This is a genomic window from Streptomyces sp. CB03238 (genome assembly GCF_002099185.1).
Classification (GTDB): Bacteria; Actinomycetota; Actinomycetes; order Streptomycetales; family Streptomycetaceae; genus Streptomyces.
Genome location: NZ_NBCN01000001.1, coordinates 505347 through 530040, shown reverse-complemented (window position 1 = coordinate 530040; position 24694 = coordinate 505347). Strand labels below are relative to the sequence as shown.

At 70.6% G+C, this 24694-nt stretch carries 24 protein-coding genes; 11 read left to right on the top strand and 13 right to left on the bottom strand.

Features of this window, described 5'->3' with window-relative positions; genetic code table 11:
* Positions 1–113: 113 nt before the first annotated feature.
* The gene (gene ppdK / locus BKD26_RS02370; protein WP_084895142.1) at positions 114–2825 is read right to left on the bottom strand and encodes a pyruvate, phosphate dikinase; all 2712 of its coding nucleotides are present in this window, start codon (positions 2823–2825) and stop codon (positions 114–116) included.
* Positions 2826–3459: 634 nt separating this feature from the next.
* The gene (gene dusB / locus BKD26_RS02365) at positions 3460–4599 is read right to left on the bottom strand and encodes a tRNA dihydrouridine synthase DusB (protein ID WP_084895140.1); all 1140 of its coding nucleotides are present in this window, start codon (positions 4597–4599) and stop codon (positions 3460–3462) included.
* Between the two features lie 57 nt (positions 4600–4656).
* Here dusB and BKD26_RS02360 point away from each other — a divergent pair, with 57 nt between their 5' ends.
* Positions 4657–6072 (top strand): MFS transporter, encoded by a 1416-nt coding sequence (locus tag BKD26_RS02360; RefSeq protein WP_084895138.1) that lies wholly within the window; start codon positions 4657–4659, stop codon positions 6070–6072.
* Here BKD26_RS02360 and BKD26_RS02355 read toward each other — a convergent pair.
* Positions 6048–6899, bottom strand: a complete 852-nt coding sequence (locus BKD26_RS02355; protein ID WP_084895136.1) for a helix-turn-helix domain-containing protein — start codon at positions 6897–6899, stop codon at positions 6048–6050. The genes BKD26_RS02360 and BKD26_RS02355 overlap by 25 nt on opposite strands.
* Before the next feature lie 101 nt (positions 6900–7000).
* Here BKD26_RS02355 and BKD26_RS02350 point away from each other — a divergent pair, with 101 nt between their 5' ends.
* The gene (locus tag BKD26_RS02350) at positions 7001–8440 is read left to right on the top strand and encodes an MFS transporter (protein WP_084895134.1); all 1440 of its coding nucleotides are present in this window, start codon (positions 7001–7003) and stop codon (positions 8438–8440) included.
* 81 nt (positions 8441–8521) lie between these two features.
* Here BKD26_RS02350 and BKD26_RS02345 read toward each other — a convergent pair whose 3' ends face one another.
* The gene (locus BKD26_RS02345; protein WP_084895132.1) at positions 8522–8752 is read right to left on the bottom strand and encodes a DUF6243 family protein; all 231 of its coding nucleotides are present in this window, start codon (positions 8750–8752) and stop codon (positions 8522–8524) included.
* Positions 8753–8981: 229 nt separating this feature from the next.
* A complete protein-coding gene (locus BKD26_RS02340; RefSeq protein ID WP_084895130.1) occupies positions 8982–10364 on the bottom strand; it encodes a glycine--tRNA ligase in 1383 nt (460 codons plus the stop codon).
* A 144-nt stretch (positions 10365–10508) separates the two neighbouring features.
* Here BKD26_RS02340 and BKD26_RS02335 point away from each other — a divergent pair, with 144 nt between their 5' ends.
* The 4 genes from BKD26_RS02335 to BKD26_RS02320 all read left to right on the top strand — a co-directional run bounded on the left by BKD26_RS02335 (position 10509) and on the right by BKD26_RS02320 (position 13699).
* The gene (locus BKD26_RS02335) at positions 10509–11483 is read left to right on the top strand and encodes a metal ABC transporter substrate-binding protein (RefSeq protein ID WP_084895128.1); all 975 of its coding nucleotides are present in this window, start codon (positions 10509–10511) and stop codon (positions 11481–11483) included.
* 28 nt (positions 11484–11511) lie between these two features.
* Entirely contained in the window at positions 11512–12303 is a 792-nt protein-coding gene (locus BKD26_RS02330) for a metal ABC transporter ATP-binding protein (RefSeq protein ID WP_084895126.1), read from the top strand.
* 1 nt (position 12304) lies between these two features.
* Positions 12305–13213 carry a metal ABC transporter permease gene (locus tag BKD26_RS02325; protein WP_084895124.1) on the top strand — a complete coding sequence of 303 codons (909 nt, stop codon included), beginning with the start codon at positions 12305–12307 and terminating at the stop codon, positions 13211–13213.
* Positions 13214–13291: 78 nt separating this feature from the next.
* Complete coding sequence (locus tag BKD26_RS02320; RefSeq protein ID WP_179166373.1) at positions 13292–13699, top strand: Fur family transcriptional regulator; 408 nt, start codon at positions 13292–13294, stop codon at positions 13697–13699.
* 60 nt (positions 13700–13759) lie between these two features.
* On the opposite strand, the gene BKD26_RS02315 is transcribed toward BKD26_RS02320, so the two are convergent.
* Genes BKD26_RS02315 through recO form a run of 3 tightly spaced genes read right to left on the bottom strand, consistent with a single transcriptional unit; the run spans position 13760 to position 15993 of the window.
* On the bottom strand, positions 13760–14305 hold the full coding sequence (locus BKD26_RS02315) for a YcxB family protein (RefSeq protein ID WP_084895121.1): 546 nt from the start codon (positions 14303–14305) through the stop codon (positions 13760–13762).
* Positions 14306–14352: 47 nt separating this feature from the next.
* On the bottom strand, positions 14353–15204 hold the full coding sequence (locus BKD26_RS02310; protein WP_084895119.1) for an isoprenyl transferase: 852 nt from the start codon (positions 15202–15204) through the stop codon (positions 14353–14355).
* A 42-nt stretch (positions 15205–15246) separates the two neighbouring features.
* Positions 15247–15993: a DNA repair protein RecO gene (recO, locus tag BKD26_RS02305; RefSeq protein WP_084895117.1), complete on the bottom strand. Its 747-nt coding sequence runs from the start codon at positions 15991–15993 to the stop codon at positions 15247–15249.
* A gap of 334 nt (positions 15994–16327) precedes the next feature.
* Between recO and BKD26_RS02300 the strand changes: the two genes are divergently transcribed.
* A complete protein-coding gene (locus BKD26_RS02300) occupies positions 16328–16675 on the top strand; it encodes a hypothetical protein (RefSeq protein ID WP_084895349.1) in 348 nt (115 codons plus the stop codon).
* Positions 16672–16932: a hypothetical protein gene (locus BKD26_RS02295; RefSeq protein WP_084895115.1), complete on the top strand. Its 261-nt coding sequence runs from the start codon at positions 16672–16674 to the stop codon at positions 16930–16932. The genes BKD26_RS02300 and BKD26_RS02295 overlap by 4 nt, the downstream gene beginning before the upstream one ends.
* A 2-nt stretch (positions 16933–16934) precedes the next feature.
* Here BKD26_RS02295 and BKD26_RS02290 read toward each other — a convergent pair whose 3' ends face one another.
* Both BKD26_RS02290 and BKD26_RS41005 read right to left on the bottom strand, forming a co-directional pair.
* Positions 16935–17150, bottom strand: a complete 216-nt coding sequence (locus BKD26_RS02290) for a hypothetical protein (protein WP_073751435.1) — start codon at positions 17148–17150, stop codon at positions 16935–16937.
* Positions 17147–17353, bottom strand: coding sequence for a hypothetical protein (locus BKD26_RS41005; protein WP_073752956.1), 207 nt, complete (start codon positions 17351–17353; stop codon positions 17147–17149). Before BKD26_RS41005 ends, BKD26_RS02290 begins: the two co-directional genes overlap by 4 nt.
* 144 nt (positions 17354–17497) lie before the next feature.
* Here BKD26_RS41005 and BKD26_RS02280 point away from each other — a divergent pair, with 144 nt between their 5' ends.
* On the top strand, positions 17498–18337 hold the full coding sequence (locus BKD26_RS02280; RefSeq protein ID WP_084895113.1) for a helix-turn-helix transcriptional regulator: 840 nt from the start codon (positions 17498–17500) through the stop codon (positions 18335–18337).
* A complete protein-coding gene (locus tag BKD26_RS02275; protein ID WP_084895111.1) occupies positions 18319–18594 on the top strand; it encodes a DUF397 domain-containing protein in 276 nt (91 codons plus the stop codon). Before BKD26_RS02280 ends, BKD26_RS02275 begins: the two co-directional genes overlap by 19 nt.
* 1677 nt (positions 18595–20271) lie before the next feature.
* Here BKD26_RS02275 and BKD26_RS02270 read toward each other — a convergent pair.
* Positions 20272–21030: a hypothetical protein gene (locus BKD26_RS02270; RefSeq protein ID WP_084895109.1), complete on the bottom strand. Its 759-nt coding sequence runs from the start codon at positions 21028–21030 to the stop codon at positions 20272–20274.
* 161 nt (positions 21031–21191) lie between these two features.
* Here BKD26_RS02270 and BKD26_RS02265 point away from each other — a divergent pair, with 161 nt between their 5' ends.
* Positions 21192–22556 carry an FAD-dependent oxidoreductase gene (locus BKD26_RS02265; RefSeq protein WP_084895106.1) on the top strand — a complete coding sequence of 455 codons (1365 nt, stop codon included), beginning with the start codon at positions 21192–21194 and terminating at the stop codon, positions 22554–22556.
* Between the two features lie 60 nt (positions 22557–22616).
* Here BKD26_RS02265 and BKD26_RS02260 read toward each other — a convergent pair whose 3' ends face one another.
* Positions 22617–23456, bottom strand: coding sequence for a nitroreductase/quinone reductase family protein (locus tag BKD26_RS02260; protein ID WP_084895104.1), 840 nt, complete (start codon positions 23454–23456; stop codon positions 22617–22619).
* Between the two features lie 228 nt (positions 23457–23684).
* A complete protein-coding gene (locus BKD26_RS02255; RefSeq protein ID WP_084895102.1) occupies positions 23685–24674 on the bottom strand; it encodes an ornithine cyclodeaminase family protein in 990 nt (329 codons plus the stop codon).
* Positions 24675–24694 lie beyond the last annotated feature (20 nt).

Genomic DNA, 24694 nt, shown 5'->3' with positions numbered 1-24694 from the left:
CGACGGGGCGGACACCTCCGCACAGGTGTCCGCCCCGTCTCTCTTGCGTACCGGAGCCGCCGCCGATCGGTGAGGGTCGGGGACCAACGACGGCTCCGGGGCCTACCTCCGGCTCAGCGGCTGTCGCTGCCGCTCGACTGCGCCGCCGCGCGGCCCGCCTCCAGGCGCGCCACCGGGATCCGGAACGGCGAGCAGGAGACGTAGTCCAGGCCCACCTCGTGGAAGAAGTGCACCGACTCCGGGTCACCGCCGTGCTCGCCGCACACGCCGAGCTTGATGTCCGGGCGGGTGGCCCGGCCGGCCTCGACGGCGCTGCGCACCAGCGCGCCCACGCCGTCCTTGTCGATCGTCTCGAACGGGCTGACGCCGAAGATGCCCTTCTCCAGGTACGCGGTGAAGAAGCTGGCCTCCACGTCGTCCCGCGAGAAGCCCCACACCGTCTGGGTGAGGTCGTTCGTACCGAAGGAGAAGAACTCGGCGCACTCGGCGATCTGACCGGCGGTCACGGCGGCGCGCGGCAGTTCGATCATCGTGCCGAGCGCCAGCTTCAGCTCGACGCCGGTCTGCGCCTGCACCTCGGCGATGACCTGCTCGGCCTCGTCGCGGACCAGCTCCAGCTCCTGGACGGTGCCCACCAGCGGGATCATGATCTCGGCGCGCGGGTCGCCCTTGGCCTCGATGCGCTGGGCGGCGGCCTCGGCGATGGCCCGCACCTGCATGGTGAACAGGCCGGGGATGACCAGGCCGAGGCGTACGCCGCGCAGACCCAGCATCGGGTTCTGCTCGTGCAGCCGGTGCACGGCCTGGAGGAGGCGCAGCTCGTTCTCGTGGGGCTCCTTGCGGGCCTCGGCGAGGGCGACGCGTACCGACAGCTCGGTGATGTCGGGCAGGAACTCGTGCAGCGGCGGGTCCAGCAGACGCACCGTCACCGGCAGGCCGTCCATCGCCTCGAACAGCTCGACGAAGTCGTCCTTCTGGAGCGGCAGCAGAGCCTTCAGGGCCTCGTCGCGCTCCGCGTCCGTGTCGGCGAGGATGAGCCGCTCGACGTACTGGCGGCGGTCGCCGAGGAACATGTGCTCGGTGCGGCACAGGCCGATGCCCTGGGCGCCGAAGCGCCGCGCCCGCGAGGCGTCCTCGGCGTTGTCGGCGTTGGCCCGTACACGCAGCCGGCGTACTCGGTCCGCGTACGCCATGATCCGGTGCACGGCGGCGACGAGCTCGTCGGCGTCGTCGGCGCCCGCGTGCATCCGGCCCTCGAAGTACTCGACGACCGGCGACGGCACGACGGGGACCTCACCGAGGTACACCTTGCCGGTGGAGCCGTCGATGGAGACGACGTCGCCCTCCTCGACGACGTGGCCGCCCGGCACGGTCATCCGGCGGCGCTTGGTGTCGACCTCCAGCTCCTCCGCACCGCAGACACAGGTCTTGCCCATGCCGCGCGCCACGACGGCCGCGTGGGAGGTCTTGCCGCCGCGCGAGGTCAGGATGCCCTCGGCGGCGATCATGCCGTCCAGGTCGTCCGGGTTGGTCTCGCGGCGGATCAGGATGACCTTCTCGCCGGACCGGGACCACTTGACGGCGGTGTACGAGTCGAAGACGGCCTTGCCGACCGCCGCGCCCGGAGAGGCGGCGATACCGCGCCCGACCTGCTCGACCGACGCCTTCTCGTCGAAGCGCGGGAACATCAGCTGGGCGAGCTGGGCGCCGTTGACGCGCTGGAGCGCCTCGGCCTCGTCGATCAGGCCCTGGTCGACGAGCTGCGTCGCGATCCGGAAGGCGGCACCGGCGGTGCGCTTGCCGACGCGGGTCTGGAGCATCCACAGCTGGCCGCGCTCGATGGTGAACTCGATGTCGCAGAGATCCTTGTAGTGGTTCTCCAGCGTCTCCATGATCTGCATCAGCTGGTCGTACGACTTCTTGTCGATCGACTCGAGGTCGGCCAGCGGCACGGTGTTGCGGATACCGGCGACGACGTCCTCGCCCTGCGCGTTCTGCAGGTAGTCGCCGTACACGCCCTGGTGGCCGGAGGCAGGGTCGCGGGTGAAGGCGACACCGGTGCCGGAGTCGGGGCCGAGGTTGCCGAAGACCATGGAGCAGACGTTGACGGCCGTGCCCAGGTCGTGCGGGATGCGCTCCTGGCGGCGGTACAGCTTGGCGCGCTCGCCGTTCCAGGAGTCGAAGACGGCCTTGATGGCCAGGTCCATCTGCTCGCGCGGGTCCTGCGGGAAGTCGCGGCCGGCCTCGGCCTTGACGATCTTCTTGAACTGCTTGACCAGCTTCTTCAGGTCGGCCGCGTCGAGGTCGGTGTCGACGGTGACCTTCTTGGCGGCCTTGGCCTCCTCGAGGGCCTCCTCGAAGAGCTCGCCGTCCACGCCGAGGACGGTCTTGCCGAACATCTGGATCAGGCGCCGGTACGAGTCCCAGGCGAACCGCTCGTCCCCGGCCTGGTCGGCCAGGCCCTCGACGGACTTGTCGGAGAGTCCGATGTTGAGGACGGTGTCCATCATTCCGGGCATGGAGAACTTGGCGCCGGAACGGACGGAGACCAGGAGCGGGTTGTCGGCCTGGCCGAGCTTCTTGCCCATCTTCTGCTCGAGCGCGTCGAGGTGCGCGCTCACCTCGTCCCGCAGCTCGACGGGCTCGTCGCCGCTGTCGAGGTAGACCTTGCAGGCCTCGGTGGTGATGGTGAAGCCGGGAGGCACGGGGAGACCAAGGTTGGTCATCTCGGCGAGGTTCGCACCTTTACCGCCGAGCAGGTCCTTGAGGTCCTTGTTGCCCTCGGTGAAGTCGTACACGAACTTCTGATCTTTGTTTTCCGACACGGGTCTCGACTCCTCGAGGACTCGGTGGCTGCCCTGACGGCGAGGAACATACCCAGATCGAAGGCTTCTGGGTACGTACGCCTACCCGTCATACGGCCTTAACCACCCGTCCGCCAGCAGATCGAAAGTGACTCAGCGGTAGGTTTCGCGCTCCGGAGCCTTCAGCCTCCGAACGAGGTTTGACTCAAAGCTGAGGGTAGCCGCTCGTATGAGCGGACAGTAAGCCATGTGAGTTCAACTCTTGAACACAAGAAGCGTGGCACTCAGTGCCATCCTTTGAGAAGTGCAGCCACCCTATTGTCGCTCATCTGAGCGACACCCCTATCAGGGGTGGCGAGAATCACGCCCCTGAGAAGCGCCGCATTCCACTATCCGGAACGCCTTGACGCGCCGGTGACGACCGACAGCCGCCAGCCGGCGACGGCGAGACCACCCCGCGGGGAATCCCGCACCCGACGTCCCCACCCGCACGGGTGGTGCGGGTGAGAACCCCAGCCCGGCCGAAGGCCGGGCGCACCCACCACCGGCCCGCGCGGGCGGGGCTCCGCGCGCACGGGCCCCAGCCGCACAGGGGCCGACGCGGGGCACCGCCCCCGAGGGTGAGCCACGGCCCCCGCCCGCGCGGGGCCGGGGCTCACCCCCCGGACGTGTCGAGCTCCGCCTCCGCACCGACGATCGCCGCGCAGTCGTACGGGTCCTTCAGCCACCCGTCCGGCAGCACCACCCGGTTGTTTCCGGACGTTCGCCCACGCGGCCCGTCCGCGCCCACCGGCCACGCCTGGTCCAGGTCCAGCGCGCTCAGCTGAGCGCGCAGCTCCTCCAGCGACGACGTGACCGCCAGCCGCTTGCGCATCTCGGACCCGACCGCGAACCCCTTCAGGTACCAAGCCACGTGCTTACGGAAGTCGATGACGCCCCGCGTCTCGTCGCCGATCCACTCCCCCAGCAGCCGCGCGTGCCGCACCATCACGTCCGCGACCTCGCGCAGCGTGGGCGTCGCGGCCACCCCCGTACCCTCGAAGGCGCCCACCAGGTCGCCGAAGAGCCACGGCCGCCCCAGGCACCCACGTCCGACCACTACCCCGTCGCAGCCGGTCTCGCGCATCATCCGCAGGGCGTCGTCGGCGCACCAGATGTCGCCGTTGCCGAGCACCGGGATCTCCGGGACGTGCTCCTTGAGCCGGGCGATCGCGTCCCAGTCGGCCGTACCGCCGTAGTGCTGGGCCGCCGTGCGCCCGTGCAGGGCGATCGCCGTCACGCCCTCCTGGACGGCGATGCGCCCCGCGTCCAGGAAGGTGATGTGGTCGTCGTCGATGCCCTTGCGCATCTTCATCGTGACCGGCAGGTCCCCGGCGTTCGAGACCGCCTCGTTCAGGATCGCCCGCAGCAGGGGCCGCTTGTAGGGCAGGGCGGATCCCCCGCCCTTACGCGTCACCTTGGGCACCGGGCAGCCGAAGTTCAGGTCGATGTGGTCCGCCAGGTCCTCGTCGACGATCATCCGGACCGCCTTGCCGACGGTGACCGGGTCGACCCCGTACAGCTGGATCGAGCGAGGCGTCTCCGTCTCGTCGAAGTGGATCAGCTGCATGGTCTTCTCATTGCGCTCGACCAGCGCCCGCGTCGTGATCATCTCGCTCACGAACAGGCCCTTGCCGCCGCTGAACTCACGGCAGAGGGTGCGGAAGGGGGCGTTGGTGATGCCGGCCATCGGCGCGAGCACCACCGGCGGCTGCACGGTGTGCGGCCCGATGGCGAGAGGAGTGAACGCGGTCATGCCCCCCATTGTCACCCACCCGCCGACCGGATCGTTAGTTAGGCGTACTTTGGATATATGCCTGAGCTCACCCGCCGCCGACGGCTGCTGGTCCTGGCGATCTGCTGCATGAGCCTGCTGATCGTCAGCCTCGACAACACCGTCCTGAACGTCGCCCTCCCCTCCATGCGCCGCGAGCTGCACGCGGACGTCGCCGGTATGCAGTGGACCATCGACGCCTACACCCTCGTCCTCGCGTCCCTGCTGATGCTCGCCGGCTCCACCGCCGACCGGATCGGCCGCCGCAAGGTCTTCATGGCCGGCCTCGTCCTCTTCACGGCCGGCTCCTTGCTGTGCTCCCTCGCACCGAACCTGGAGATGCTGATCGCCTTCCGCATGGTCCAGGCCGTGGGCGGCTCCATGCTCAACCCGGTCGCCATGTCGATCATCACCAACACCTTCACCGAGCCACGCGCGCGTGCCCGTGCCATCGGCGTATGGGGTGGCGTCGTGGGCATCTCCATGGCGGCGGGCCCGCTGGTCGGCGGGGTGCTCACCGACTCCGTCGGCTGGCGCTCCATCTTCTGGATCAACCTGCCGGTCGGCCTCGCCGCCCTGCTCCTCACCTTCCGGTACGTCCCCGAGTCCCGCGCCCCCAGGCCGCGCCGCGTGGACCCGGTCGGCCAGCTCCTGGTCGTCGTGCTCCTCGGCTCACTGACGTACGCGATCATCGAGACCGACCTGGTCTGCGCCATCGCCGCCGCCCTCGCCCTCCTCGCCCTACTGCTGTACGAGCCGAGGCGCGCCGAGCCGCTGATCGACCTGCGCTTCTTCCGCAGCGCCCCGTTCAGCGGGGCCACGGTCATCGCGGTGTCCGCGTTCGCGGCCCTGGGCGGGTTCCTCTTCGTCAACACCCTGTACCTGCAGGACGTGCGCGGGCTGTCCGCCCTGCACGCCGGGCTGTACATGCTGCCGATGGCGGCGCTCACCTTCGTCTGCGCGCCCTTGTCGGGGCGGCTGGTCGGCAGCCGGGGCCCGCGCCTGCCGCTGCTGATCGCGGGCGTGACGATGACCGCGAGCGGCGTGCTGTTCGCGGCCTTCGAGGCGGAGACGTCCACGCCGCTGCTGTTCACCGGGTACGTGCTCTTCGGCCTCGGCTTCGGCATGGTGAACGCCCCCATCACCGACACGGCCGTCTCCGGCATGCCCCGCGCCCAGGCGGGCGTCGCCGCCGCCGTCGTCTCCACCAGCCGGCAGATCGGCCAGACGCTGGGCGTCGCGGTCATCGGCGCCGTCCTGGCCGCCGGCGTCTCGCCCGCCTCGCACACGGACGGCTTCGTCGCCGCGAGCCGACCCGCCTGGTGGGTCATCGCCGGATGCGGCCTGAGCGTCCTGCTGGTGGGCGCGGCGACCAGCGGCGGCTGGGCCCGGGGGACGGCCGAGCGGACCGCGCGGCGCCTTGAGGAGCCTCAGCCGGTGAGCGCCAGCTCCTGAAGCTTCTCCAGCCCGGCGCGCGACGCGTCGTCCAGCGGTACGTACGTCACCAGGCGGGGGCCCGCCGCCGGGCCCAGCCACAGGTTGGTGTGCTCCAGGTGCAGCGGCCCGACGAGTGCGTTGCGGATGACCTTCGTACGGCCGCCCTGGGTCAGCACCTCGTGGCGCGCCCAGATCTCCCGGAACTCCGGCGAGGCCGCCTCCAGCCGCGCCAGCAGCGCCTTCCACGCGGGCTCGGCCAGGTGCTCGGCCATGGCCGCCCGGAACTTGGCTGCCATCGCCCGGTTCACCTCCGGCAGGTCGGCCACGGCCGCGCGCCAGTCGTCGTTGGTGAAGGTGAGCCACAGGGAGTTGCGGTCGGCGGGCGGGACGGCGTCGAGGTCGCACAGGAGCCGCCCGTAGGTGCGGTTGTGGGCGAGGATGTCGTACCGGCTGTTCTGGATGCAGGCCGGTACGGGTTCGAGCTGGTCGAGCAGCTGGCGCAGGCCGGGGGTGACGGTCGGGCAGGGCGTGCCGGGCGCCGGATCGGCCGCGCCGGCCAGCGCGAAGAGGTGGGCGCGCTCCCCGGCGTCGAGGAGCAGCGCGCGGGCGAGCGCGTCGAGGACCTGCGGCGAGACCTGGATGTCCCGGGCCTGTTCGAGCCAGGTGTACCAGGTGACGCCGACGGCGGAGAGCTGGGCGACCTCTTCGCGGCGCAGCCCGGGGGTGCGCCGGCGGCGGCCTCGCGGGAGGCCGACCTGTTCGGGGGTGATGCGTTCACGGCGGCTGCGCAGGAATCCGGCGAGTTCGTGCCTGCGTACGTCGGTTTCCTCGGCCATCGTGGTCATGCCTTCATCGTGGCGTACGCCCCAGGGTGTTGCCAGGTAGTGCTTGTACCAGGATAAAGACACTCTGGTACCAGGCTGAGAAACGCCGGAGGGTCGAGGGCGTGAGTACATCGACCACACCTCCCCGCGCCCTTCCGGCGACCGGCCACACGCGCCACCCCGCTCCGCTCGGTTCGCTCGGCCTGTTCACCGTGCTGCTCGGCTCCGCGCTGCCGCTCATCGACTTCTTCATCGTCAACGTCGCGCTGCCGACCATCGACCACGACCTCGCCGCCGGCCCGGCCATGCTGGAGCTGGTGGTGGCCGGATACGGCCTCGCGTACGCCGTGCTGCTGGTCCTGGGCGGCCGGCTCGGCGACCTGTTCGGCCGGAGGCGGCTGTTCCTGGTGGGCATGGCCGCCTTCGGGCTCACCTCCCTGGCGTGCGGCCTGGCGCCGGACGCCTGGACCCTCGTCGGGGCGCGGGTGGCGCAGGGTGCCGCATCGGCGCTGATGCTCCCGCAGGTGCTGGCGACCATCCAGGCCACGACGTCGGGCCCGCGCCGCGCCAAGGCGCTCAGCCTGTACGGGGCGACGGCCGGGCTGTCGATGGTGGCCGGCCAGATCCTGGGCGGCGTCCTGGTCGCGGCGGACATCGCCGGTACCGGCTGGCGGGCCATCTTCCTGGTGAACGTCCCGGTGGCGCTGCTCGGTCTCGCCCTGGCCTCCCGCACGGTGCCGGACACCCGCGCGGAGCGGCCCGCTCCGGTCGACGTACCGGGCACCCTGCTGCTGGCGATCGCGCTGCTCACCCTGCTCGCTCCGCTGACGGAGGGCCGTGCGGCGGGCTGGCCGCTGTGGACGTGGCTCTCCCTGGCCGTCTTCCCGTTCGTGGCCCGGGCGTTCTGGTGGGTGGAGCGGCGCGCTGACCGGCAGGGGCGTACGCCGCTGGTCCCGCCGAGCCTGCTGGGGCTGGTGTCACTGCGGCGCGGGCTGGCCCTGGTGCTGCCGCTCTCCATCGGCTTCGGCGGCTTCATGTTCGTGATCGCGGTGGCGCTGCAGCAGGGGCTCGGCATGGGCGCGGTGGTGTCCGGCATGGCCCTGGTGCCCATGGCGGTGGCCTTCTTCGGCGCGTCACTGGCCGGGCCGCGCCTGGTGCGGCGGTACGGGAGCCGGATCGTGACGGCCGGCGGCCTGATCCAGGGCGCCGGCCTGCTCGTCCTCGTCGCCACCGTGCGGGCCGGCTGGCCGGAGCTCGGCGCCCTGGAGCTGCTCCCGGGGATGGCGCTGGCCGGCCTGGGCCAGGGCCTTCAGCTCCCGGTGCTGTTCCGGATCGTCCTGTCCGACGTGCCGGCGGAACGCGCCGGGGTGGGCAGCGGCGTGATGGTCACGACCCAGCAGTCCGCCCTCGCGCTGGGCGTGGCCACCCTGGGCTCGCTGTTCCTGTCCCTCGCCGCCTCGTCCGGCATGCGCGCCGCGCTCTCGGTCACGCTGCTGGTCCAGCTGGGCGCCGTCGCCCTGACGGTGCTGCTGAGCCTGCGCCTGCCGAGGACGGTCGGCTGAGCACCCGCGCGGGCCCGCGAAAAGGCCGGCCCGGCGCCGTCGCCACCGCGACAGCACCGGGCCGGCCTCTCGGTGCGGGGGTCAGCTCGCCCGGCCGGCCTCCTCCGAGGCCGCCTGGCCGGACGGGGCCGCCTGGTCGTCCGTCTGGTCCGCCTGGGCGCGCTCGCGCATCTTGCGGAGCAGCTCCTGCTTCTGGTCCTCGGCCGCCCTGCGGTCGGCGGCGCGGGCCGGGGCGGAGCCCTGCTGGTCGGCGCGGGACATCTTCTTGCGCTGTCCGCCTACGCCGAGAAGGTTGTTACGGCTCTTGGCCACGGGTTCTCCATCGTGGTGAGAAGTGATTCGGCATGCGTCGCGTGGGGGGCGGGTGGTCGGGCCCGCCGCACTCTCACTCGTAGATCGGAAGGAACGGCATGCGGTGACGGTACCCCGCGCCGAAGGCCCCGGCAGCCGCTTTTCGACCGCCCCCGGTACGCGAGAAGGTACACGCGAAGCCCCCGGTCCCGTACATCCGTACGGGACCGGGGGCTTCGTGATGCCGAGATCAGCAGCCCAGCAGGCGGCTGCCCAGGTAGCCCTGGATCTGGTCCAGGGAGACGCGCTCCTGCTTCATGGTGTCGCGCTCGCGCACGGTCACCGCGTTGTCGTCGAGGGTGTCGAAGTCGACCGTGACGCAGAACGGCGTACCGATCTCGTCCTGGCGGCGGTAGCGGCGGCCGATGGCGCCCGCGTCGTCGAACTCGATGTTCCAGTTCTTGCGCAGGTCGGCCGCGAGGCCCTTGGCCTTCGGCGACAGCTGCGGGTTGCGGGACAGCGGCAGCACCGCGACCTTGACCGGCGCGAGGCGCGGGTCGAGGCGCATCACGGTGCGCTTCTCCATGACGCCCTTGGCGTTCGGCGCCTCGTCCTCGTTGTACGAGTCGAGCAGGAACGCCAGCATCGCGCGGCCGACACCGGCGGCGGGCTCGATGACGTACGGCGTCCAGCGCTCGCCGGCCTCCTGGTCGTAGTACGACAGGTCCGTGCCCGACGCCTTGGAGTGGGCCGACAGGTCGTAGTCGGTGCGGTTGGCGACGCCCTCGAGCTCGCCCCACTCGCTGCCGCCGAACTGGAAGCGGTACTCGATGTCGGCGGTGCGCTTGGAGTAGTGGGAGAGCTTCTCCTTGGGGTGCTCGTACCAGCGCATGTTCTCCTCACGGAGACCGAGGTCGCGGTACCAGTTCCAGCGCTGCTCCATCCAGTATTCCTGCCACTGCTCGTCCTCGCCCGGCTTGACGAAGAACTCCATCTCCATCTGCTCGAACTCGCGGGTGCGGAAGATGAAGTTGCCCGGAGTGATCTCGTTCCGGAAGGACTTGCCCATCTGCGCGATGCCGAACGGCGGCTTCTTGCGCGCGGACGTGTGCACCAGCGCGAAGTTGGTGAAGATGCCCTGGGCGGTCTCGGGGCGCAGGTAGGCGACGGAACCGGAGTCCTGGGTCGGGCCGAGGTGCGTGGAGAGCAGGCCCGAGAACTGCTTGGGCTCGGTGAAGGTGCCCTTGTTGCCGCAGTTGGGGCAGCCCAGGTCCTTCAGGCCGTTCTCGGGGGCCCGGCCGTGCTTCTCCTCGTACGCCTCCTCCAGGTGGTCCGCGCGGTAGCGCTTGTGGCAGGAGGTGCACTCGGTGAGCGGGTCGGTGAAGGTGGCGACATGGCCGGAGGCCTCCCAGACCTCGGGGGCCAGGATCACCGAAGAGTCGATACCGACGACGTCCTCGCGCGAGGTGACCATGTAGCGCCACCACTGGCGCTTGAGGTTCTCCTTGAGCTCGACACCCAGCGGTCCGTAGTCCCAGGCGGCCCGCTGACCGCCGTAGATCTCGCTGCACGGGTAGACGAAGCCACGGCGCTTGCTCAGGTTGACGATCGTGTCGATCTTGTCGGCGGCCACTGTGCTCTCTTCATAACGACGATGGCGAACGGCGAATGCTTCAGGTTACCGGCGCGCGCACCCCTGGGATCAAATCGGTGGGTGGCCGGGGCCACTTACCCGTTTTGTTGACAATCGTTTCCACTATTGTTGAAAATGAATCCCATGAACGTACGACGCCTCATACCCACCACCGCCCTCGCCGGAGCCGTGACCCTCGGCCTGGTCACGCTCTCCGCCTGCGGCGACTCCTCCGGCTCCGCCTCCGCGAACGAGGACGGCAAGCTGGACGTCGTGGCGTCGTTCTACCCCATGCAGTTCCTGGCCCAGGAGATCGGCGGCGAGCACGTCTCCGTCACCACCCTCACCAAGCCGGGCGTCGAGCCGCACGACCTGGAGCTCAAGCCGAAGCAGATCGGCGAGCTCGGCGAAGCGGACTACATCCTCTACCTCAAGGGCATCCAGCCCGCCGTCGACGACGCCATCAAGCAGGCGGGCGTCAAGAACACCGTCGACGCCGCCACCCTCACCACACTCGAAGAGCACGGCACCGCGACCGAGGGCCACGACCACGGCCACGAGGGCGAAGGGGAGCACGAGGGCGAGGAAGCGGAAGCCGGAGCCGACCCGCACATCTGGCTCGACCCGGTGAAGTACGCCGAGGTCGCCAAGGGCGTCGGCGCCTCCCTGGAGAAGGCCGACCCGGACAACGCCGCGGCGTACAAGAAGAACACCGACGCGCTGGTGAAGAAGCTCGGCGCCCTGGACACCGCGTTCAAGCAGGGCCTGAAGAACACCACCACCAAGACCTTCATCACCACCCACTCCGCCTTCGGCTACCTCGCCGAGCGGTACGGCCTGGACCAGGAGGGCATCTCCGGCATGGACCCCGAGTCCGAGCCGAGCCCCGCCCGGATCAAGGAACTCCAGGACATCGCGAAGAAGGACAAGGTCACCACCGTCTTCTTCGAGACCCTCGCCAGCGACAAGACCGCCAGGACCCTCGCCAAGGACACCGGCCTCAAGACCGACGTCCTGGACCCGCTGGAGGGAATCACCAAGCAGTCCAAGGGCGCTGACTACATCGAGGTCATGGAGTCCAACCTCGCCGCGCTGAAGAAGGCCCTCGGCGCCAAGTGAACGACCCTCACGCAACGGAGGCAGCGACGTGAGCAGCACCGAGCCCGCCATATCGGCCAGGTCCGAACCGGTCATATCCGTCCGCTCGGCCACCGCCTCGCTCGGCTCGCGCCCCGTGCTGCGTGGCATCGACCTCACCGTGCACCACGGTGAGGTCGTCGCGCTGCTCGGCGCCAACGGCTCCGGCAAGTCCACCGCCGTCCGGTCCGTGATCGGCCAGGTCCCGCTCAGCGGCGGGACCGTCTCCCTGTTCGGTACGGAGCTGAGGCGGTTCCGCGACTGGGCGCGCGTCGGCTACGTACCGCAGCGCACCACCGCCGCCAGCGGCGTGCCCGCCACGGTCCGCGAGGTCGTCTCCTCCGGCCGCCTGTCCCGTACGAGGCTGAGGTGGCCCTCCAGGGCCGACAAGGCGGCCGTGGAGCGGGCCATCGAGCTCGTCGGGCTCGCCGACCGCGCCAAGGACTCCGTGAGCGCCCTCTCCGGCGGCCAGCACCAGCGGGTGCTGATCGCCCGGGCGCTCGCCGCCGACCCCGAGCTGCTGATCATGGACGAGCCGATGGCGGGCGTCGACCTGACCAGCCAGGAGATCCTCGCCGCCACCCTCCGCGCAAAGGTCGCCGACGGGGCGACCGTACTGCTGGTCCTGCACGAGCTGGGCCCGCTGGAGCCGCTGATCGACCGCGCGGTCGTGCTGCGCGACGGCTGCGTCGTCCACGACGGGCCGCCGCCCGAGGCCGTCGGCCAGCACGCGCTGCCCGGCCACGACCACGTACATCCGCACGCGGCCGACGAGCCGCTCCGCACGGGACTGCTGACCTGACATGGAAATCCTCCAGCTCGCCTTCATGCAGCGCGCGCTGCTCGCGGCCGTCCTCGTCGGCATCACCGCACCCGCCGTCGGCATCTACCTGGTCCAGCGCCGGCAGGCCCTGATGGGCGACGGCATCGGCCACGTCGCGATGACCGGCGTCGGCCTGGGCTTCCTGATGTCCACCAACCCCGTGTGGATGGCCGCGGTCGTCTCCATCGCCGGCGCGATCACCATGGAGCTGATCCGCGCGTACGGCCGCACCCGCGGCGACATCGCGCTCGCGCTGCTCTTCTACGGCGGTATGGCGGGCGGCGTCATGCTGATCAACCTGTCGCCGACCGGCTCGAACGCCAACCTCAACTCGTACCTCTTCGGCTCCCTGTCCACGGTGTCGGAAGAGGACGTCACCGCCATCTGCATCCTGGCCGCGTTCGTGATCCTCGTCACGCTCGGGCTGCGGCGGCAGCTGTTCGCCGTCAGCCAGGACGAGGAGTTCGCAGGGGTCACCGGCCTGCCCGTACGGGCGCTGAACCTGCTGATCGCGGTCACCGCCGCCGTGACCGTCACGGTCGCCATGCGGGTCGTCGGGCTGCTGCTGGTCAGCGCCCTGATGGTGGTGCCCGTCGCGGCGGCGCAGCAGCTGGCGCGGAGCTTCCGCATGACGTTCGCCCTGGCCGTGCTGATCGGTACGGGCGTGACGCTGGCCGGGACGGCGACCTCCTACTACCAGGATGTGCCGCCCGGCGCGACGATTGTCCTGCTGGCCATCGCGGTGTTCGTACTGCTGACCGCCCTGGCCACACCCCTGGCCCGGCGCCGCGCCAGGGCCACCGAGCCGGCGGCCGTGGACGGCTGCGACGTGGACGTCACGGTCACCCCGCGTGGCCCGGCGGACGACGTCACGGCCGGAAAGCTCTGACGGGCCCGCTGCGGCGGCCTGGCAGAATGGCCCGACGTATGTGTGAGCGGGCCGAGTGTTGAGGAGGCACCTGTGGCGATGGCTGGAACCCCCGGCGTGCGCGGCCGGTCGACCCGGCAGCGAGCTGCCGTGTCGGCGGCGCTGAACGAGGTGGACGAGTTCCGCAGCGCGCAGGAGCTGCACGACATGCTCAAGCACCGCGGCGACTCGGTGGGCCTGACGACGGTCTACCGCACCCTGCAGTCCCTCGCCGACGCCGGCGAGGTCGACGTGCTGCGCACCAGCGACGGCGAGGCGGTCTACCGCCGCTGCTCCACGGGCGAGCACCACCACCACCTGGTGTGCCGCATGTGCGGCAAGGCGGTGGAGGTCGAGGGCCCGGCGGTGGAGCAGTGGGCCGAGACGATCGCGGGCGAGCACGGCTTCGTGAACGTGGCGCACACGGTGGAGATCTTCGGTACGTGCGCGGAGTGCGCCGCCAAGTAGGACGGCGGAGGGGCCCGCACCGGACGTTCGTCCGGTGCGGGCCCCTTCACGTGCGCGCCGTCACATACGGGTGATGTTGCGGTCCAGGATCGCCCGCAGCCGGTCGACGCCGTCCGGATCGGCGATGCCCCGCTTGGGGAGGATGACCACGCCCACGCCGTGCCGGTCGCCCGTGAGCAGGACGAACAGCTCGCCAGTCTCCGTGTACCGGGGCAGCGCGCCCCAGCGGTAGGTCATGTCCAGGTCCCGCGAGAACTGCCGTACGCCGTCGTCGCCCACGACGGCACGGAACTCGGGCTGCGTGGCGTACATCCGGTGCACCTGCCGTCCCATGAGCCTGGGCACCAGCACGTACAGCCCGATGATGAAGGCCAGGAACACGCCGTAGACCACCACCGACCCGAGGGTGTGCCCCTTCGGGCCGAAGAAGCCCATACCGAAGGAGCCGGTGACGAGGAGCCCGCTCGCCAGCAGGATCCCGTTCTGCAACCGTCCCGAAGGGGTGGCCCGCGACCGTGCGCGGATCGCCCCCACCGCGTCGGCAACGACGGGCTGATACGTCAGCTCCACGGCGTCCAACGTCGTAGCGGACTGCTCTTCGGCCACGGCCCCTCCCCAGGTATCGGTGACGAGCCGTGATCGTAGCGGCCGGGTCAGACAACCGGATGATCGCCCTCCGGCCGGCCCTGCATGGCCAGCAGTTCCTCGTTCGGGATCGCCCCGCCGAAGCGCCGGTCGCGCTGCGCGAACTCCAGGCACGCCCGCCACAGGTCACGGCGGTCGAAGTCGGGCCACAGCACGTCCTGGAAGACCATCTCGGCGTACGCGCTCTGCCAGATCAGGTAGTTGGACGTGCGCTGCTCACCGCTGGGCCGCAGGAACAGGTCCACATCCGGCATGTCCGGGTAGTACAGGTACTTCTGGATCGTCTTCTCGCTGACCTTCGACGGGTCGAGCTTGCCCGCCCTCACGTCCTCGGCGATGGCCTGCATCGCGTCCGCCAGCTCCGCACGCCCGCCGTAGTTCATGCAGAAGTACAGCGTCAGCCGGTCGTTGCCCTTGGTCTGCTCCTGGGCGATCTGGAGCTCCTTGGCCACCGACTTCCACAGCTTGGGCATCCGGCCCACCCAGCGCACCCGGATGCCGAGCTCGTCGAGCTGGTCGCGGGTCTTGCGGATGAAGTCGCGGTTGAAGTTCATCAGGAAGCGCACCTCGTCGGGCGAACGCTTCCAGTTCTCGGTGGAGAAGGCGTACAGGGAGATGGCCCCGACGCCCATCTCGATGCCGCCCTGCAACACGTCCAGGACGCGCTCGGCACCGACCTTGTGCCCCTCGGTACGCGGCAGGCCCCGGTCCTTCGCCCAGCGGCCGTTGCCGTCCATGACGATCGCCACATGGTTCGGCACCAGCTCGCCCGGGATCTTCGGCGGTCGCGCGCCGGACGGGTGCGGCTCGACGTCCTTGTAGTCGCGGCGGGACCGGCCCAGGAATCCGCGTCGTGCCATGCGGCTCACACTCTCCTCAATCTGCTTCAGCTTCTACAGCTTCTACTTCTCGACGTACCGAAGGGAGCGCAGCCCTCGCTCCAGATGCCAGTGCAGATACGCGGACACCAGTCCGCTCCCCTCCCTGACGTGGCGCGGCTCGCACGCGTCCGCCGTCTCCCAGTCGCCGGTCAGCAGCGCGCTGAGCAGACCGACGGCCTCCGCAGAGGGTACGACGCTCCCCGGCACCCGGCAGTCGCCGCAGACGACCCCGCCCGCCGCCACGGAGAAGAACCGGTTCGGCCCGTGGATCCCGCACCGCGCGCAGTCCTCGAACGACGGCGCGTAGCCGTTCACGGCCAGGGAGCGGAGCAGGAACGCGTCCAGGATCAGGTTCGGGGCGTGCTCCCCCCGCGACAGGGTCCGAAGCGCCCCGATGAGCAGCAGGTACTGCTGCACGGCCGGCTCGCCCTCGTGGTCCGTGAACCGCTCGGCGGTCTCCAGCATGGCCGTCCCGGCGGTGTACCGCGCGTAGTCGGTGACGATCCCGCTCCCGTACGGGGCGATCGTCTCGCTCTGCGTACACAGCGGCAGCCCTCGGCCGATGAGCTCGCTGCCCCGCGCGAAGAACTGCACGTCCATGTGGGAGAACGGCTCCAGCCGGGCTCCGAACTTCGACTTGGTGCGCCTGACGCCCCGCGCGACGGCCCGCACGCGCCCGTGCCCGCGCGTGAGGATCGTGATGATGCGGTCCGCCTCACCCAGCTTCTGGGTGCGCAGCACGATGCCGTCGTCGCGGAACAGGGTCATGGGGCCATTGTCCCGTACGGGGGAGGCGGTGCGGGGCCGGGGCGCAGGGGCAGGGGCCGATCACTCGTGCCGGTGACGTGGCAGGGCTTGCCCCTGCGACAGGGGTGGGGCCGGCAACGCTGTGCGCATGAGTCTCGATGTGCGAGCGGCGAAGATCGCGGAGGGCGTGGCAGCGGCCGATGAGGTGCTGGCGGTCCTCGGCACGCCAACGGCGGAGGCACAGGCTTGGGTCGACGTCGACTCCGTCATGGCCCTGGTCGTCACACCGCCGTTCCTGAAGGCCGATGGGCCGGTAGCGTACGAACCCTCGGACACACCCGTACCGGAGGCCCCTGTGAGTGCCCAGCCCGACGGCCCTTACGGCCCGCTGATCCCCATGCCCGAACTGACTCCCGATGGTCTGCGGGCGGCGGTCGCCCGTATCGCCCCCAGCCGGATCCCCGCGCTCACCCGACACCTGTTCGAGGCGACCACCAACGCCCAGCAGGCGGGGAGCCTCGCACCCCTGCGTGCGTTTGTCCATTCGTGGGCGGTGTTTGTCGCCATCGAGCGCTATCCCGAGCGAGCCGCCCGCCTGCGTGAACTGGAGCGGATCGTCGACGCGGGCGATCAGGATCCCACCGAAGCCATCTCAGAGATCCGCAGCATTCACGAAGCGGCGGCCGCAGAGGCCGGGCTGTGACCGATTGGACCTGGGACTACAACCCGAGCCAGGAATACCTCACCGACGGCCTGCCGCCCGGCGTGGTGGCGGAGGTGGAGCGCCTCGCCACGGAACTCGCCGCGCTCGGGGACGAGGCGACCAGGGTCGGTCGCCCGATCGATCGCGAGGGTGGCCTGCGAGAATTCGACATCCTCAGTGGACGGGGATTCATCAGTTTTCTCGCCGTCCCCCGGCACGCGTGTGTCTACCTATGCAACATCACCTGGTACGGGTGACATCACGGCACCTCGCCCCGGCTCCGCGCGTTCACGTACGCCGTCGCCGCGCTGATCCGCTCCGCGTCCGTCGCCGGCCGCAGCCCCTCCGGCGGGCAGTCCCACTCCCGCCCCCCGCCGATGGGTCTCAGCTGTACGTACGGCCCCACGTGCCCCATCACGCGGCCCACGCGCCCGTTACGGACATCGACGACGTACGACCCGACCGGCAGGCTCATCCTCGTCCACCTTCCCCCGGCAGAGCGGCGGCCAGCCGGCGCGCCGTCTCCACCGTGCAACGTCCCAGTTCGACGAGCGGCCGAGGGGGCTCGGCGGCCCACGTGACGGGGTCCAGCCCCAGCGAGGGCAGCCTGATTCCCGCCCTTTCCAGCGCCGCACGCAATTCCGCCACGGCCTCCTTCGCGTCCTCTACGGTCCCCATCTGCTGTCGCTCGGTTTCTTCCTTCACCAACGCCGCCCTTTCCGAATCCATTTCCCGCTTACTGCCCCCAGGATGGACCCGCACCCCTAGCATTGGCAGGTGCGACAGCGCTACAACTGCGCGGCAGGACAGGGGTGTTAAGCCATGGCCAACGCATGCTCGTCGAGGCAGGCCGCCTGGGAGTTCTTCGGCACGGAGCTCAAGAACCGGCGCGAGGCCGCGAATATGACGCAGCAGGAACTGGGGCGGAGGGTCTTCGTATCGGGCGGGTACATCGGCCAATTCGAACAGGCGATTAGGAAGCCGCAGTTGGACGTGGCGGCGAGGATCGACGAGGTGCTGCAAACCGGCGGTATTTTCGAGCGGATGTGCCGTACGCTCATCAACACGTCGCCGTATGCGGAGTATTTCGCGGCAGCAGCGGAGCTGGAGGCGCTGGCCATCAAGCTGTGCGACTTCGCCCCGACTCTGGTACCCGGCCTGCTGCAGACAGCTCCGTACGCCCGTGCGGTCACGTTGGCGATGAACCCGTTTGCCTCGGAAGAGGACGTCGAGGGCAAGGTCGCCGCCCGAATGGACCGAGCCCGCATCCTCAAGAAGCCTATCTCGCCGGTGTATTGGGCGATCTTGCACGAGAACGTGCTGCGCACACCCGTGGGAGGCCCGGCCACCATGGCTGAGCAGTTGGACCACATCGCGGTCCTGGCACGCGAGCGGACCGTTCTGCCATTGGTGATCCCGTACGAGGCCGGCGCATACGCCCTCCTGACCGGCATGGTCACGCTCATGGAGTTCGATGACGCGCCACCAACGGCCTATACAGAGGCCGTGTATGCGGGGAACTTGCTGGACGATCCGGCCCTGGTGAAGCAGGTACAGGCGGCCTACGATCTACTCAGGGCCAGCGCACTCCCCCCGGAGCCGTCTCTGACCCTGCTCGAATCAGCGGCGGAGGACCACAGACGATGCGCGCGTACGACCTGAGTACCGCCCGATGGCGTAAGAGCACCTACAGCGACGGCAACGGCGGAAGCTGCGTGGAAGTCGCGTACGACTTCCCCGGCGCCGCCCGGTGGCGCAAGAGCACGTACAGCGACGGCCACGGCGGCGACTGCGTCGAGGTCCTCGACGACGCCCCCGGCGGCGTCGTCCCCGTCCGGGACAGCAAGAACCCCGCCGGTCCCGTCCTGGTGGTCACCGCCCCGGCCTGGCGGGCCTTTGTGGCGGGCCTGGCTCGATAGGGCGCCGTTCCGGGCCGCCCTCCCTTCCGAGAGTCGCGGGCTCCGGCGCCCTGTCAAGGGCGCTTCGCGTCGGCTTCGCCGATGGGCTTCGCCCACCCTTGACAGGCCGCCTCCGCCCGCGCGTTTTCTCTCGGAGGGCGGCCCCGGGGAGCAGGCATCCGGGGGGCCAGCCGCAAGAGTCGGGCTCGTGGCCGAAGCCGACCCAGCCCGGGCAGGCGCAGCAGAGGAATGGGGCGGTAGCGCTGGGCTAAGCGACTGCGGCCCGTCTCCCGGTTGCGGCACAAGACCTCGCTCCGGTCGGTGGTGGGTGCGCCCCAGTGCAATGGGGCATCCGGGGACGGCTCGGCGACTGCGGACCGGCGTGGTGCTGGGGTACAGGCACGTGGCTGGGTTGGGTGCGGGGCTGGGGCGGGGCGAAGCCCTGCTCGGCCGGGAGCCGGGAGGGAACGCCCCTCCAGCCACACCCGTATCGGCTCACCGGAGTTGTGGGCGGGATGGGACACCTCCCTGCCATGGTCACCGGGCCCCTGGGTGTCCCACACCGCCCACAACTCGCCTGCCCAGGTGCCGGTGTGGCGAAGGGGGCAGGTGGGGCATCCCCGTGAGGCGGGCGGTGCGGGTGAGGACAGGCGGGAGCAGCAGGGGGCAGCGGGCGGCGGCGCAGCTCACCGGACCAGCACGACGCCCGACCGCATGCCCGGCCCAGACCCGGCCCCGCCCCCGATCAGTGCGCGGCCCCGGGCGCGGGGGCCGGGCGGGAGTCAGCCCCCGCCCGCAGCAGCCAGCCCGACGCCCCGCCCTTCCCAGCCTGGCTCCCCGCTCAGTGGCCCCACACGCCCCACCGGCCAGCCTCTTCGCCCCCTCCAGCCACACCCGTACCGCCGCACCGGAGTTGTGGGCGGTGTGGGACACCCAGAGCCCGGACACCACGGCGGGGAGGTGTCCCATCCCGCCCACAACTCCCCGATCCCGGTGCTGGTGGGACCAAGGAGACGGGTGGGGCCTCCCCTGTGGGGCAGGCGGGGCCGGTGAGGTGCCCGGGCGCAGCCACGGACGGCAGGGGCCCCGCCCGGACCCGGGAGCCAGCCGCCCACCCACACCCACGCCTCCACCCCGGCCGCCGGGCAGGGCAACACCCCGGCCCAACCACCACCCCACACCAGCCACCTGCCTGAACCCCAACCCGCTGCCGGACCGCAGCCGCCGGGCCGACCCCGGATGCCCCATCGCACTGCCGCGCACCCACCACCCACCGAAGCGAGGTCCTGTACCGCAGCCCACAGACGGCCGCCCGCCGCCGAGCCGACAGTGAGCACCCCATTCCACTGCCGCGCCTCCTGCGGCGCCCGCCTCCCGGCCACGAACGGCACGGGACAGGAGCGCCCCCCGTGGACCCGTTCCCCCGGGCCGCCCTCCGAGTGGGAAAAGGCGGGCGGAGGCGGCCGGTCAAGGGTGGGCGAAGCCCATCGGCGAAGCCGACGCGACCGAAGGGAGCGCCCTTGAGGGGACGCCGCAGCCCGCCACACTCGGAGAGAGGGCGGCCGCACGGTGACCGTGACCGGCGCGCTCACCCCCGGGGCGCCAGTCGGCCACCCGGCGCGGCCCCACCCGGCATCGCGGCTCGCCCCGCGCGGCCCTCGCCCCGCGCGGCCCTCGCCCGGCGCGGGGGTCGGCGCGTCACTTCAGGTCCCGGCCGCCTTCCTGTTCCTCGATCACCACGTCCTTGCGCAGTGCCCGCGCGAGGACCACACCCACGACCATCAGGCCGACCGCGAACCAGCGGGGCGCGGCGTCGAGGAGGAGGACGAGCACGCCCATGGGGATGAGCAGGCCGACGAACGGCATCAACAGGCTCCGTACCGGGGGCCTGGGGACGGCCGGGTACCACTCGGTGAAGCGCATGGCGGTGATGAGCGCCGAGACCTGGATCAGCCAGGCCGTCCAGAGGTTGTCCGGGTTGTGCAGCACGAGGTCGCCGACACCGCCTGCCAGGGCGGCCGCCAGGAAGGCCAGTCCCCAGGCGTGGGTGACGACCACGTTGGCCCGGAGGAATTCGGGCGTGTGCCAGAACTCGTGCGGGACCTTCTTTCGGGCGTACGGGGTCGTCAGCGGTGCCCGTGCCGCGACGGACGCGGCCGCGAGGGCGGCGATCGTCAGGTTGGAGAGCTCGTTGGTGTACGTCTCCAGCCACCGCAGCGTGTCCGTGAAGGCGATCATGCCGATGACGGTGAGGACGGCGAAGAAGACGAGCCCGGCGACTTCGAGGAAGACCGGCCGGTGCCGTACGACCACGAGGACGACCGCGACCGCGAGGGCGAGCGCGGCGGCGAGTTCGTAGCGGCCGGGGCCGACCAGCAGGGAGAAGATGATCCACGGGGACATCCCGGTGATCGAGCTGTTCATCAGCCTGGCGCCCCAGCCGGCAGCGCCGTTCATACCTCAAGCGTGGCGCGGTTCATGCGTGGAGGCGAGAGGTGCCATAAGTTCGGCTTATGGGGTCATAGGTGGGGGGCGGGTACCGAGGTGAGGTGAGCCTTACTTAGGGTGCGTGTGAGCACTCAAGTGACCGCTCACTCCTCGCTCGAAGGGAATTCGTCATGCCCCGCCCCCTGCGGGTCGCGATCGTCGGTGCCGGCCCCGCCGGAATCTACGCCGCCGACGCGCTGCTGAAGTCCGAGGCCGCCGCCGACCCCGGCGTATCGATCGACCTCTTCGAGCGGATGCCCGCGCCGTTCGGCCTGATCCGGTACGGCGTGGCCCCCGACCACCCGCGTATCAAGGGCATCATCACCGCGCTGCACCAGGTGCTCGACAAGCCGCAGATTCGGTTGTTCGGCAACGTGGACTACGGGACCGACATCGTCCTGGACGACCTGCGGGCGTTCTACGACGCGGTGATCTTCTCCACGGGCGCGATGGCGGACCGGGCGCTGGACATACCCGGCATCGACCTGGACGGTTCGTACGGTGCCGCCGACTTCGTCTCCTGGTACGACGGTCACCCGGACGTGCCGCGCACCTGGCCGCTGGAGGCCGAGAAGGTCGCGGTGCTGGGCGTGGGCAATGTGGCGCTGGACGTGGCACGCATCCTCGCCAAGACGGCCGACGAGCTGCTGCCGACCGAGATCCCGCCGAACGTGTACGAGGGTCTGAAGGCGAACAAGGCGCTGGAGATCCACGTCTTCGGGCGGCGCGGCCCGGCGCAGGCGAAGTTCAGCCCGATGGAGCTTCGGGAGCTGGACCACTCGCCGAACATCGAGGTCATCGTCAACCCGGAGGACATCGACTACGACGCCGGGTCGATCGAACAGCGCCGCTCCAACAAGCAGGTCGACATGGTCGCCAAGACCCTGGAGAACTGGGCGATCCGTGATGTCGGCGACCGGCCGCACAAGCTGTTCCTGCACTTCTTCGAGTCGCCCGCCGAGGTCGTCGGCGAGGACGGCAAGGTCGTCGGGCTGCGTACCGAGCGGACCGAGCTGGACGGCACGGGCAATGTGAAGGGCACGGGCGAGTTCACGACCTGGGACGTCCAGGCCGTGTACCGCGCGGTGGGCTACCTCTCCGACGAGCTGCCCAAGCTGCCGTTCGACCTCGGCAGCGGCACCGTCCCGGACGAGGGCGGCCGGGTGATCGAGGGCGGCGAGCACATGGCGTCGACGTACGTCACGGGGTGGATCCGGCGTGGTCCGGTCGGCCTGATCGGGCACACCAAGGGCGACGCCAACGAGACGGTGGCCAACCTGCTGGAGGACCACCGCGAGGGCCGGCTGCTGACGCCCAGCGCGCCGGAGGAGGGTGCCGTCGTCGACTTCCTGCGCGGCAGGGACGTGGAGTACACCACCTGGGAGGGCTGGTACCGGCTGGACGCCGCCGAGCGGGCGCTGGGCGAGGCCGAGGGCCGCGAACGCGTCAAGATCGTCGAGCGTGAGGGCATGCTGCGGGCGAGCGCCGAGCAGTAGCCGTACGGTGGGCACGGCGGTGGGGCGCCCCTGGGTTTCCGGGGGCGCCCCGTCGCCGTATCAGGCGTCGAGCAGCGGGATGAGCTGCTCCTCCTCGTACACGAGGTGGGCTTCCAGCTCGTCCGTGAGCCGTTCGACCTCCGTGAGCACGTGCGGGGGATCCGCTTCCGCGTCGGACACCACCTTCTTCAGGGCGGCGAGGAGGGCGGCGATCTGCTCGTGCTCCTGCTTCAGCCGGTCCATCACCGGTGCCAGCTCGGGGTGGCGGTCGGCGAGCATCGGGAAGAGCATCGTGTCCTCCCCGGTGTGGTGGTTGTGCAGTCCCTGGCAGACGGTCAGGCAGTTGACGCGCAGCTGGGTACCGAGGCCGCCCGCTGTCCCGGACTCGGCGATCTCCTTGCGGATGAGGGCGAGTTCGCGGCGGAAGGCGTCGTGGACGACCTTGAGGTACTCGCCCATGGACTTGGCGTTGACGTTGGGCGGACCGGCGGGAACCTCGGTGAGGGCGACCACGGGGATGACGCGGCTGGTCTTCGCCTGGTAGTCGGCCCACCCGGAGTCGGCCTCCACCGCGCGAGCGAAGGCGCGGTCGCGTTCGTCGCCCTTCAGGACGGTGGCGTCGGCCTCGTACGTGAAGACGCCGTCCTCGACCGTCACACGGGGGTGGGCGCACAGGTTGTGGTACCAGGCGGGGTGCTTGGGGGCGCCGGCGGCGGACGCGATGACGAGGATCCGGCCGTCACCGTCGGGGTAGTAGCCGACGGGGGTGGTGTGGGGTTTGCCGGACCGGGCGCCGGTGGTGGTCAGCAGGACGAGCCGGGCTCCCTCGAACCATCCGCCGACGCGGCCGTGGTTGGCGCGGAACTCTTCGATGATCGGCTGATTGAAATCGTTGGGCAATTCTCTGCTTTCTGCTCCAGGGTGAAGGACTGCTGTGTGCACGAAGGTGCGTGGAGAGAAAACAGAGGAAGGCGGGGCTCTGGCCCGCCCCGGCGTCACGCCGAGGCCGGGTGCCCTACTCGTGTGTGGCCCATGGCCGACCCGGCAGTCACGCCGTCAACGTACCGATGACAGTTGATCACGCACAACGGTGAAAACCGGCCACCAGTCCGGCCATCGGTCCGGCCATCAGTCCAGTCGGATCTCGTCACCGATGCCCTGCTCGCGCGCGGCGTTGATGACGAGCGCGGCGGCCGCCGCGTCCTGGACGGCGACGCCGACCGACTTGTAGAGGGTGATCTGGTCCGGGGAGCGGCGGCCCGGTTTGCTGCCGTTGATCAGTTCGCCGAGTTCGGCGTGGATGTGGTCGGCGGTGATCACGCCGTCGCGGATGGGGAACAGCAGGTCGTTGCTGCCGGCGGGGAAGGGCGCGAGGGCGGCCCGCCGCGATTCGACGCACACCAGGGCGTCGGCGACGGTGGCGTCGTCGACCTCACGGCCGCCCCGGTTGAACCCGACGGAGGCGATGTGCGCGCCGGGCGTCACCCATGCGCGCCGTACGACCGGGTCGACGGCGTGGGTGGCGGCGGCGACGATGTCGGCCCCGTCGAGTGCCTCGGCGTACGTCGGTACGGCGTCCACCTCGGTGTTCAGCGCGGCCTGCAGTTCGTCGGCGAGGACGCCCGCCCGGACGGGGTCGCGGCCGGCGACGCGGATGTGCCGGATGGGGCGGACGCGGCACATGGCGTGGGCGTGTGTGCGGGCCTGGACGCCGGTGCCGAGGACGGCGAGGACGGTGGCGTCGTCGCGGGCGAGGAGCCGCGCGGACAGGGCGGAGGCGGCGGCGGTGCGGGCGGCGGTGATGGCGGTCCCGTCGAGCAGGGCCTGGGGCATGCCGGTCTCGGGGTCGAAGACGGCGATGAGCGCCTGGTGGGTGGGCAGCGGGGTGCCGGCGTTGTGCGGGAAGAGGGAGACCAGCTTGGTCATGAGTACCCCGGCGGACGGCACGAACCCCGGCATGGCGGCCAGGAACCCGTCCTGCTCGGGCACCATGGCGGCGACCCGGTCGGGCACGGAGGCCCGGCCCTCGCTGAGGTCCACCATCGCCGAGGCCAGGCCGTCGATCAACGAGTCCATGTCGAGCAGCGCCTCGACCTGCGTACGCCCGAGTACCAGCATCCGTCCAGCCTCTGCCACGG